Annotated in this window: 10 protein-coding genes; 4 read left to right on the top strand and 6 right to left on the bottom strand. The window is 48.2% G+C overall.

Translation table 11 applies throughout. The annotated features are described in order from the left end of the window. The first annotated feature begins 124 nt into the window (after positions 1 to 124). Positions 125 to 532, top strand: coding sequence for a hypothetical protein (locus tag FC24_RS09530; protein WP_057874643.1), 408 nt, complete (start codon positions 125 to 127; stop codon positions 530 to 532). Between the two features lie 42 nt (positions 533 to 574). On the opposite strand, the gene FC24_RS09535 is transcribed toward FC24_RS09530, so the two are convergent. The 5 genes from FC24_RS09535 to FC24_RS09555 all read right to left on the bottom strand — a co-directional run bounded on the left by FC24_RS09535 (position 575) and on the right by FC24_RS09555 (position 4,778). Further along, positions 575 to 949 carry a hypothetical protein gene (locus FC24_RS09535; RefSeq protein ID WP_157059118.1) on the bottom strand — a complete coding sequence of 125 codons (375 nt, stop codon included), beginning with the start codon at positions 947 to 949 and terminating at the stop codon, positions 575 to 577. Between the two features lie 13 nt (positions 950 to 962). After that, the gene (locus FC24_RS09540) at positions 963 to 2,012 is read right to left on the bottom strand and encodes a YdcF family protein (protein ID WP_162257016.1); all 1,050 of its coding nucleotides are present in this window, start codon (positions 2,010 to 2,012) and stop codon (positions 963 to 965) included. A 113-nt stretch (positions 2,013 to 2,125) separates the two neighbouring features. Further along, positions 2,126 to 2,890 (bottom strand): YibE/F family protein, encoded by a 765-nt coding sequence (locus FC24_RS09545; protein ID WP_057874645.1) that lies wholly within the window; start codon positions 2,888 to 2,890, stop codon positions 2,126 to 2,128. 80 nt (positions 2,891 to 2,970) lie between these two features. Beyond that, a complete protein-coding gene (locus FC24_RS09550; protein WP_057874646.1) occupies positions 2,971 to 4,056 on the bottom strand; it encodes a YibE/F family protein in 1,086 nt (361 codons plus the stop codon). Positions 4,057 to 4,250: 194 nt separating this feature from the next. After that, positions 4,251 to 4,778: a GNAT family N-acetyltransferase gene (locus FC24_RS09555; protein WP_057874647.1), complete on the bottom strand. Its 528-nt coding sequence runs from the start codon at positions 4,776 to 4,778 to the stop codon at positions 4,251 to 4,253. A 322-nt stretch (positions 4,779 to 5,100) separates the two neighbouring features. Here FC24_RS09555 and FC24_RS09560 point away from each other — a divergent pair, with 322 nt between their 5' ends. The 3 genes from FC24_RS09560 to pgmB all read left to right on the top strand — a co-directional run bounded on the left by FC24_RS09560 (position 5,101) and on the right by pgmB (position 11,229). After that, positions 5,101 to 7,413, top strand: a complete 2,313-nt coding sequence (locus FC24_RS09560; protein ID WP_057874648.1) for a glycoside hydrolase family 65 protein — start codon at positions 5,101 to 5,103, stop codon at positions 7,411 to 7,413. A 354-nt stretch (positions 7,414 to 7,767) separates the two neighbouring features. After that, complete coding sequence (locus FC24_RS09565; protein ID WP_057874724.1) at positions 7,768 to 10,509, top strand: glycoside hydrolase family 65 protein; 2,742 nt, start codon at positions 7,768 to 7,770, stop codon at positions 10,507 to 10,509. Positions 10,510 to 10,560: 51 nt separating this feature from the next. Next, positions 10,561 to 11,229 carry a beta-phosphoglucomutase gene (gene pgmB / locus FC24_RS09570; protein ID WP_057874649.1) on the top strand — a complete coding sequence of 223 codons (669 nt, stop codon included), beginning with the start codon at positions 10,561 to 10,563 and terminating at the stop codon, positions 11,227 to 11,229. A 110-nt stretch (positions 11,230 to 11,339) separates the two neighbouring features. On the opposite strand, the gene FC24_RS09575 is transcribed toward pgmB, so the two are convergent. Then, positions 11,340 to 11,699 carry a DUF1304 domain-containing protein gene (locus FC24_RS09575; RefSeq protein WP_057874650.1) on the bottom strand — a complete coding sequence of 120 codons (360 nt, stop codon included), beginning with the start codon at positions 11,697 to 11,699 and terminating at the stop codon, positions 11,340 to 11,342. Between the last annotated feature and the right edge of the window lie 116 nt (positions 11,700 to 11,815).

Raw genomic sequence — 11,815 nt, forward strand, 5'->3', positions numbered from 1 at the left:
TAATGTAAGCAGTTACATTTTAAAATGGGTGTGTCCGGCGTCAACTAAATTCGACTGGCAACTTAGTGCCAATTTTAGTTGCTAAAACGCCGGACAATTCAACGTTTAAAGGAGGGATCGCTTAATGAATCCAGTTTTACAGGCTTACTTACTTGAAAATCACATTTCACTAAGCGATGTCGCGCGGCGTGGGCACCTTGAGCTCGCGGTTTTAAAAAAAATGTGCCGCAAGTCCTTAAACCAGTGGCCGATTTATTTTTTAAAGGCATTGGCAGCTGCAACGGAACGTTCGCCAGAACAAATTTTAGCCGATATCCTTAAATTGGAATTGCAACACACGGTTGTGCTGCGTACCGATTTAGATCACTTGACCATTATGGACGTGCCTTTTGCTAATAAGGAATTGTACGAAAAAGCCCGGGATTTGTTGCTAGTTTACATTCGTGCTGGTTTTTCTCCGTCGATCAGCGATGTTAAAACGGTGCGCCGCGCGCTACAGCGTAAAAAGCAGCGGACTGCTAAAGGCCAGTGAAACGCCTGGTTAACCAGACTCCCCCGCCTTGCACGGTAAACGTTAACGCATGATTTTGCGCATGGTCGGTTGGCGCCGGTGGCCTTTGACCCGCCGGTTTTTCACCCGCCGGTGCTGTTTTGCGTTCATGATTTTAAAGTGGCGCATTTCACCAGTAAACGGTTTGCCTAGCGCTCTAATGCGCAGCCATTCCGTCATCCCGGCAGCCATAGTCTGCGCAGTCTGGGCGCGTTGTGGCTGACCTTCTTTTTTTGCCGCTTGCACCACACTAGTTTGCAAATAAGTGACTAATTTTTGATGATACTGCAATAACGCGTCGGTTAACGGCGCGTTTTTATATTGGTTAAATAACTTTTCAATCTGCCGCATGGCATCCTTACTGTTTTGCGGCTGATAATACCGTTTTTGCGTAGTCAAAACACGACCTCCTCTAAGCTAAAGCCAATAAACATTGAATAATCGCCAAACTAACGACCACCGCAGCTACCCGTAAGTGCAGGCGTTTGTGCAGCACCATGATCGCAGCAAATTCCCGCAAAAACGCATTGGGTAAAAAGTAGCCCGCTGTGTGCGCACCGATGCCTTGGGCGTTAAAGCCGACTTGCCGCGCCAATAGGCCTGCACGAAAAATGTGGTAACCATTGGAGACGAAAATCGCCCGGTAACGCGGCCCAAAGCGCTGCTGAATCAAGCGCGCCGAAAACGCCATGTTTTGCCGGGTATTGGTGGACTGCAGTTCCACCGCAGTATCCTTTTCCGGCACCTGCAACTGTTCAACGGCGTAGCGCTGCATCGCTAGGGCTTCCGGCAGTTTTTCATCTGGACCTTGACCGCCACTAAACACTAAAAGTGGTGCTGGGCGCCCTTTTTCAATTTGTTTCTGGTAAAAGGTCACGCCCCGTTTGATCCGGCTGGCTAAAAGCCCGGAAATTTCCGTACCATTGAGTAAACCTGCGCCTAACACCACGATGGCTTGTTGTCGGTAGCGCGGCCGATGCAATTGGTAAACTAACGAAATGGTCAAATAATTCCAAAAATTTAAAAAAGCGTAGCCCACTAAAACGGGAACAAAGCTAAACAACAGCATCAATGGCGGCGGCAGCACATCGCCAAAAATTAACGCCTGCCAGACCACCAAGCCGCTTAAGCCAATGGCCAGCAGCAATCCGAGCAAATTGGTCAGCGAGTGGGCTTCGCGCCGCCAAACTTGGTGCGCGTTGTACAGCAAGAAAATAATCACGCCGTAAATACCTAGCAATAACGCCAACACTAACAAACCATCCACCAATAAAACCGGCACTAATAGCCAAGGATTACCGCTGCCCCAAGCACTGGTTAGCAACCAAATACCGCCTGCGATGAAAAAACCGTTGAGCCACACCCCATTGCGCAATTGTCGTCGCTCGCGGAAGTAACTCACACCAAATAATAGTAGTAGCCCAATGGCAATCACACCGCTGAGCACCTGAACTTGTTCCATGCTATCGCCTGCCTTCACATCACGCTTTGTGCCCATATTATCACATTGCCTAACCAAGTCCCAACTCACTGGACGTTATCCCGACCACAATTTTGAACCAACAAGAAAAGGGCTTACGCCGCCTTTTTTCGTTGATATCCGACACGTTTTGCCATCACCAGCGCGGTTAGCGGCACCGTTAAAACGACTCCTAACAGTGCGAACAAAACCAGCAAAACCTCAGCGATCAGCACTTTATTGTTGAGCAGTTCGCCTAAGGTGTACTGCAAATTAACAAACCAAATAAACAGTCCTAAAAAACCACCGAAAAAGCCAAAAAATAACGTGTTGAACGTGGTGCCGATAATCCGCTGTCCAGTGGTAAGCCCCGCGTGGAATAAGCGGCGCGTGCTAATCGCCGGGTGCTGGCGCAATAAGGCACTCAGACCAGCTGCAACTGCCATCGCTGCTTCCGCAATCGCACCTAGTGTGCTGAGCACGGCGGTTGCAATTGATACTTTCACAAAATCAATTCCCACTAACAACGACAAGCCTTCCAGCGTGTCACTATCTTCTAAACCAAAGCCTTGAACGGCAGCCCAGTATTCCACTGGTACCATCAGCACCAACAGGACCACTAACACCAAGACCGCCGCAAAAAATGCTGTTTGAGTGACTAACAAATCATCTTGGCCCACAAAAATGATCAGCGCTAGCATCAAAATGCCTAGCACTAAGGCAACTAGTAACGGTGAAAACTGCAACGCCACCAATAAAATGGCCAAAAATAGGCAGCCAAAATTTAACCACAAACTTAAAAATGCAGCGGCGCCTTGCCGGCCACCCACTAGCACCATCACGAATAACAATAAACCACTTAAGACTAACAACGTGTTCACAGCTAACCGCCTCCTTGGCCTTAACAACAAATCACCACAACTGCCACATCAGCACGCATTAAGCGCCGCTTCAAGCGCGCTTAATGCTTTGGTTGGCGGACGAATAACCGGCTGGCAAAAAAGCTGGTGAGTGGCACTGTTAACACAATGCCGATCCCGCTGATTAAACTTTGGGCTAACCCCAGCGACATGGTCATGTCAAAGGTGTACCCCCAACTGTTGCCATTGCGCAGTAACAAAACGGCTAACGGAAAAGCTTCCGCCACAAAAATTAGCAACAACACGTTAATCAGCGGTCCCATAATGGTGCGGCCCACCTGGCGGCCAGCTTGAAATAAGGCTGCGGCACTGATAGTCGGCTGATCTGTTTTCAAGGTGAACAGCGCTGCCACAATATCGGTGGCTTGATCCATCACGGCCCCTAAAGAACCTAACAAGGTTGCAGCTAAAAATAACGGTTGCGGGGCAACTTGTGTTACGTACGCTACAGACTCAAAATACAAGCCTTGGTGCTGGGTCAGCGCTAATGTTAGCGCGCTTAACCCCATGGCTAAGCCAGTACCGCTCACCGTTGCCAAAAAGACCACCAGCATTTGCCGGGTGCGGCCTAACACTAACCGGAGCGTTATCCCAGTAAATAGCAGCGCTAAAACGCCGAATAAAGTGAGGAACCCCGTGCTGTGCCACATTAAATCCAGTTCAATCGCACAAAAAAACAACGCAAAATTAGCCACCACGCTGACTAATGCCAATAGACCTGGCCAACGTAATAATAACAGCACAACGGCCACCACTAAATAAAGCAGTCCTAGCACCACTGTGTCCCGCTTCAAATCTTTTAACTGCACGCCGTGATTGGTTAAGCTGACAAACACTTGTTGGCCTTTGCGGTAACGCTGATCAAGCGCGCTCGAAGCGGTGTAAGTGTTGCGTGCCTGCACAGTTTGGCCCCGCCGGGAACCGTTTAACAAGCGGCCGGACACCTGCTGCGTACTTTGCCGGTCACGATTGTGGAATTCATCTTGAGTTGTTGTCTGATGTAACGTTTGGGTGGCGGTGACTTGTATCAACGGTTGCTGATAAAGCGGCGCGTTGTACCTGGTTGCCACAACGACCACCAACCCTAACAGCAGCAATCCCCACTGCCAATAACGTTTCCAGCGCATTTTATCACCACGAATCTATTTTCCTTAGTGTAGCACAAAAAACGGTGAGACAATGCAGTTCCCCCAACCAGAAAATCTGTTTTTTTAATCCGCCACTGCACACCTACACTAGGCAACTAAAATAAAAAAGGCGGCACCACAACCTGTTGGTGTCGCCTGAATTTATTGACTTAAAAACGTTAGCGCCGGCTTGATTATTTTTCCAATAATAATTGGTAGGCGTACCGTTCTTCTTTAGGTTCGTGCATGTAAATAATGCCTTGATACTGAAAACCGTTTTGTTTAATCACATGTTGCATCCCTAAATTTTGCGGGTGCGTGTCGATCCGCACGTCCGCATAGCCCAGTTGGCGGGATAACGTCAACAAGTTAGTCAGCAACACGTTTGAAAGGTGCTGGCCGCGGTACCCGCTGGCCATGGCAATCCGGTGCACCGACGTGTACTTGGCATCTGGCGTGCCCCGCCAATTACCGCGTTCAATCACTTGATAGTTCGGGTCGGTGCCTTGCAACAACGTGGCCGTGCCCACAATTTCGCCGTCACGGACCAGCACATAGTTTAAACCGGCGGCAATATCCGCTTTAAAATCACTTTCCGCTGGGTAGCCGTGCTGCCACTGGTCGACGTGTTGCTGGTGTAAATAGGCTTTGGCACCATTTATAATGGTCATTACCGCAGCTAAATCTGCTGGTGTTGTTTTTCTTAAATATGTGACGGTCATGCTAAAACCTCCTAGATAAATTGAGGCTGGAAAAATATTTTTTTAGATAGCCTCTAGCTTGTTTTACCGCGTTTGAACACGCAAAGCTACCAATTTTGGCAGGTGCGCTAACCCCACAGCAAAACAGGATAAAAAATATTATCGCTATTTTCTGCCAGCTTTTCAAGCTATTTGTTGTATTTTTTAACGTCTTTTTCAGGTAATCCTTAGGTGATTTTAATTTTTTCTGAAAAAGGGGGGGGCCGGCCTAGGCAAATTTGGCGCACCGGCGGTGATTTCATGCTAGAATAAACTGGACATTTACCGGTGAGGAGGAATTTTGATGGCAGATGAAGCATTTCAAATTCATTTACAACAATTAAAGCAAAAATCACCTGGTTTTCTGGAAACCATTTACGCATTGGGCAATGGCCACATTGGTGTGCGCGCCAGCAACCCGCTGCAAGGCAACTCCCCGGCTTATTCAGGCAAACCAGGGCTATTTGTCAACGGCTTTTATGACTTGAGTCCGATTCACTACGGCGAACCATACTATGGGTACGCGCACAACAACCAGACCATCTGCGAGCTGCCGGATCCGCGCTATTTGATTTTTGAAGTCGACGGCGTGCGTTCGGACAAAACGCCGTACAACGTGGAAACCATTGATAAAACTTGGGATATGGCCAGCGGCTTACTGGACGAAACGTTTCAGATCACGACGCCAACCGGCAAAACGTTTACGTTAACGTTGGACTCTTTTGTCTCCCAGGCAGAACGCCATTTATACGTGGTGCGCTATGATATTCGCGCGCTGAACTTCAGCGGCGGCATTAAAATTTTCAAGCGCCACGATTACGTTAACCAGCAGATTCCTCGGGCTACCGCAGACATCCGCCGGGCGCAGCGGAGCAACACGTTAATGCAGACTTACCTGCCAGCCACCGCGCCAATTATGGAGCTGAGCACCCAAAAAAGTCAGTTGGGCCTGTTAGTCGCGTTGCGCTTTTTAGGCGACGATCCCCGGGTCACGCTGACCACGCAAAATGATGTGCCCTGCTACCAAATCAATTTAGATTTAACCCCTGAGCGCAGCGCCCAGTTCACTTTTGGCTATGCCATCGGCGACGTTCACGATTTATTGGCGTTTAAGCTGCACCAGCAAAGCAATGTGGAAGCCACTGTGGCGTTGTTAAAAGAACAGACGTTTGAAGAGGCGTTTGCGGCCTCTGCTGCCCGCACCCAACAATTTTGGCAAGACAGCGACATCGTCATCGAAGGCGACTCCAGTTTGCAAAAAGGCATCCGCTTTAACTTGTACCACCTGTTCCAAGCTGCTGGCCGGGATCACTTGACGGCCATCCCCGCCAAAGGCTTAACTGGCACCGGCTATGAAGGGCATTATTTCTGGGATACAGAAATGTACATGCTGCCGTTTTTCATCTATACGCAACCAGAAATCGCCAAAGCATTGTTAGGCTACCGCTACACAACGTTGCCAGCTGCTGGGCGCCGGGCGCGGGAGATGGCCATTAGTGCCGGTGTTTTGTTCCCTTGGCGCACCATTAATGGCGAAGAAGCCAGCGCCTACTACCCGGCAGGCACCGCGCAAATTCACATCAACGCGGACATCGCCTACGCCACGGATTTGTATTTACGGGCCACTGGTGACACCGATTTTCTGAAAAGTGCCGGCTTTGAACTGATTTTAAACACCGCCCGTTTTTGGCTAGCGTACGGCAATTATGCCACTTATGGCCCGCAGCGCGGACATTTTGTACTCAACCGTGTCACCGGTCCAGACGAATATACCGCCATGGTTGATAATAATTATTACACCAACCGAATGGCCAAAAATAACTTGGCATTGGCGGTGAAATACGCAGACAAAATGGCGAAAATCGCACCAGAAAAACTGACGGATTTAGCCGTCACACAAGATGAACGGGCAGCCTTTGCAGAAGCGGCGGACAAAATGTATTTGCCTTACGACGCCAAACATAAAATTAAGCTGCAAGATGACAATGCGCCCAACCGGCCGCAGTTTGACATCGCTCACGAACCAGCCACTAACTTCCCGCTGCTATTACACTACCACCCACTAGTTTTGTACCGTTACCAATTGAACAAGCAAGCGGATACGCTAATGAGCGCGCTATTGTTCCCGCTGGATCAGGATGAAGCCCAGTTAAAACGGGATTACGACTATTATGAAAAAATCACCACCCACGATTCCTCGTTATCCCGGGCGGTGTTCAGCATTTTAGCCAATCGAATCCACCAACCGCAAAAAGCGGCGGATTACTTCATGGATTCCAGTTTAACTGATTTAACTGATTTGCAAGGCAACTCCGAAGACGGCATCCACGCCGCAAACATGGGCGGCAGCTGGCTGTCCTTGGTTTACGGTTTCGCCGGCATGCACTATGGCAAGTCCGGGCTCACGTTTGCACCGCACTTACCGACTAGCTGGCAGCGGCTGAAATTCAAGATCAAGTACCGCGGCCGCCAAATCGCTGTGGATCTGCAACAAGCCGCCATCACGTTTACGTTATTACACGGCAAACCGCTCACGGTTTATTGCCAGCAAGAACCTTGTGAATTAACTTTGAAAAATCCGAGTAAGCAAGTGTCATTAACGGACAGCACCAACTAAACGCGCGTTAGCTTTTAAAAGCAGCGCTGACAAACAAACGTGCAAGTACGCACTGCCTGACAGTTGGTTAATAACGACTAACAAAAAGCGGTCGTGATAAAAGTAACCCTTTTATCACGGCTTCTTTTTTTAATGCTGCCTAGCCACGCAAACCACCGCCGCTTATTTGGCTTTAAGCACGCTGCAAGTTACGCCAAGCACTGATACAAGCTCAGCTAGACAGCTTAACGATTATATGAGTCTAATAGTTGCTAAAAAAAGTTATCCGTTCTACTATTAGTAATAGAATGTGTGTACTGACTCACAATCGCAGTGCCAGTGAAATGAATTGGGAAAGGCAGTGGATAGGATATGATGAAAGTTATTTCATTACGCGTCACTGATGATGCAATCGTGCTGACTTACCGCCGCGCAAACCGGCAAGAACAGCAAAGCGTCATTACTTATGACCCGCAGCAAAGCATTGGTGCCAATCTGGAAAAAATTCGCGAGCGCTTGGTCGGCATCACCTTTGATGTCGCGGTAATCGAGAATCCATTGGCCTATGAATTTTCCGATACCATTGTGGGCATCAACCACCAACGGATCGACATTGGTTTAGCTTTGACTAACATGCTCAACGTGCCGGTGGTCAGCCAGCAAACGGTTAAAGTATTAGGCTTGGAAAAAGCGGCTGCGCGCAAGCAAGCTTATAACCAATGGCATTTAGATTACTACGGCCAATATAACGGCAAACGCAATTACGGCCAAGAATCCATGCTCACCATTGGTAACGGCTTTTTCGGCCTGCGGGGCAGCTACGTTGAAGCTCGGGCAGATCAGGATAATTATCCTGGGACTTACATTGCCGGCTTGTACAACCAGCTGACCACTAAAATCAACGACCGCGACGTGGTGAACGAAGATTTGGTCAACATGCCAAACGCGCAATTTTTAACCTTTAGCGTGGATCACCAAACGCCATTTACCATTAAAGAAGAAAACATTCAAGACATCTACCGCAGTTTAGACCTACAAACCGGCGAACTGCGCACCACCATGATGATTCAGCTGGCAACCGGCCATGCGTTAAAAGTGGTCACCACTAAAGTGGCGGACATGCACAACTGGCATCAATACGCGATTCGCTACCAGTTAACCCCGCTGAACTTTTCTGGCAGTTTACAAGTTTACTCCGAAATTGACGGCAGCGTCATCAACAGCAACGTGGAACGGTACCGCAATTTCAACTCCCGCCACTTTGACGTCACCGAAATGAGCACTTCTGGCAACGAAGCTTACTTAGCTGGCCAAACCAAAACGTCGCAAGTCAAATTTGTCATCGGCAGTAAGCTGACCAACGGCAACGACAACACCCCAGCCAAACTTTCCACGCCTAGCCAACCAAACATTGTCCGCCAAGAACTTTCTTTAGACGTGACCCAAAATCAATCTTACACCTTTGAAAAAAGCGTGGCGTTATTTACCAGTTTGGAAACTAAAGCTAGCGATTTAATGACGGCCACTGCCGATGAATTGCACCAAGCCAGCTTTAGCCAAAGTGAAAAACATAGCGACGACTTTTGGCAAGACATTTGGCACAACGCGGATATTCAAATCGAAGGCGACTTAACCAGTCAGAAACTAACCCGGGTGAACATTTTCCACACCTTTGTTTCTGCGACACCAACGGCTAATCCACACCTGGATGCGTCTGTCGGCGCGCGGGGCTTGCACGGCGAAGCTTACCGGGGCCACGTGTTCTGGGACGAAATGTTCATCATCCCGTTTTACGCGCTCCATTATCCAAAATTAGCGCGCCAACTGTTGATGTACCGTTACCGCCGGTTAGAAGCCGCGAAAAAGTACGCGGTTAGCGAAGGCTACAAAGGTGCGATGTTCCCGTGGCAATCGGGGATGTACGGTGACGAGCAATCGCAGTTTGTCCACTTAAACCCGTTGACGCAAAAATGGGACCCGGACAACAGTCGCCTACAGCGCCATGTTTCCTTGGCAGTGGCGTATAACGTTTGGGTTTACTATCACTACGCTAACGATAAAGACTTCATGCGCCAATATGGGATTCAGATGTTACTGGATATTGCCCGCTTCTGGATTAGCAAAGCCGTCTACAACCCACAAACCAAGCGCTATGACATTAAAAAAGTCATGGGGCCAGACGAATTCCACGAAGGCTACCCGAATAGCGATGAAGAAGGCCTGACCAACAACGCCTACACCAACATTATGGTCAGCTGGCTGTTTGAAACCGTTACTTACCTGCGTGGTAACGTGGTGGCTGAAAACACCTTTAAACAAGCTTTAAAAGACGCCGGTATTGACGGCAAGTTATACCAAAAGATGACCGAAATCGGCCACCGGCTAACGCTAGATGTTAACGACAGCGGCATTATCGGCCAGTTCCAAGGCTACTTTGACTTACCAACATTAAACTTTGAAAACTACCGCAAGAAATACGGTGACATTTCTCGGATGGATCGGATATTAAAGGCAGAAGGCCACACACCAGATTCCTATCAAGTGGCTAAACAAGCCGACGCGCTGATGGCCTTTTACAACTTCGACTTCAGCCATGTCAACCAAATCCTGAAACAAATGGGTTACAATTTACCCCACGAATTCCTAACCCATAACATTGAATACTACTTGGCCCGCACCACCCACGGTTCCACATTATCGCGGATCGTCTACGCCGTGCTGACCTTAGTGGACAACAACATGGATCAATCTTGGCAACTCTTTTCCCAAGCGCTGTTTTCCGATTACTACGACATTCAAGGCGGCACCACTGCCGAAGGAATTCACTTAGGCGTTATGGCGGCCACACTGATGCTGGAAACTCGCAACTACGCCGGCATCAACGCGCTGACCGACGTGATTACCATCACGCCCCACTTACCGAAGCACTGGCGCCGGATTACCTTTAGCCAGCACTTCCGCGGCGTGCGTTACCACTTTGAAATCACCCAACACGCTATCACAGTCACGGCGGACAAACCAACTAAAATCAACGTGGCGGACCAATCATTGCCACTAAAAGCCGCACAGCCACTGACGGTGAACTACCAAGGCAAACCCTTGCGTGCACTGAAATAATCTCAACAGCCTAACGATAATGGACAATGACAATTAGAGGAGGACGTTAACATGGTAAACTTTGACGCAATTAAAGGATTCGTTTTTGACTTAGACGGTGTTGTAACGGATACATCCCGCTACCACGCTAAAGCTTGGGGCCAGCTGGCTGACAAGCTGGGGGTGAACTACCCCAATTTAGGCGACGCGGTCAAAGGCATCAGCCGGATGGACGCGTTGGAAATGATTTTGAAAAAAGGTGGCCTGGAAAATAACTACAGTGCCGCTGAAAAAGAAAAATTAGCCACCGAAAAAAATGATAACTACGTGCAACTGATTCAACACATGACACCAAACGACATTTTGCCCGGAATGGCTGCGTTTTTAAAAGAATTGCAAGCCAACGATTACGGCATTGCCTTAGCTTCCGCATCTAAAAACGCGCCCACCATTTTGGACAAAATCGGCTTAAAGGACGTGTTCACTAAAATTGTGGATCCAGCCACGCTGAGCCATGGTAAACCGGACCCAGAAATCTTCGTCAAAGGCGCGCAGTTACTAGATTTAAAACCAGAACAGTGCATCGGTTTAGAAGACGCTGCGGCGGGCATCACCGCCATTAACGCTGCTAACGAAGTGTCGGTGGGCATCGGCAGTAAAGACTTGCTTCACGAAGCAGACATTAACTTCGCCGACACCGAAGACGTAACGCTGGCAAACATCAAAGCAGCCATGCAATAAAAATAACGCAAAACAAAACGGGAAAGTCACTCAATAACTGGTAATTTCCCGGAGCGACAATATTTGGAAATAAATAGCTAAAAAGCGCGTCAGTATGACGCGCTTTTGTTTTACAAAAATGTTGTTAACAAAGCAACAATGGCTAGCCCGCCTTGGGTTAGAATAATTTTCTTATCGCTGGTGATGCTACCATATAAGGCCACTAAAATAATATAAATCAATAATAAACGACTTATTTCCATTGCTGCAGTTGCAAAAAAGACACTATATAATAATCCCACCGCAATTAGGCCATTATAAATCCCTTGATTCTTAAGCAACGTGTTAACGTGTTTCGCCTTCAAATCAGCGCTTGACAGCTTAAATACGCGACTAGTGGCAGCCGAAGTTGTGACAAATGTTTCCAGATACATGATATAGCAAAATTCTAAAGCAACTAAAACAATCAATATTTTTGCAAACAGCGACATAGTTGACCCTCCTTGTCTGATCCAGTTAATCACAGCCCACTATAAGCTAATGAAAAAACATTGCAACTTATTTTAATCACGACTTAATCATTATTTCCTAAAATTCGAGTCAAAAA

This window comes from Loigolactobacillus rennini DSM 20253 (assembly GCF_001436505.1).
Taxonomy (GTDB): Bacteria; Bacillota; Bacilli; order Lactobacillales; family Lactobacillaceae; genus Loigolactobacillus; species Loigolactobacillus rennini.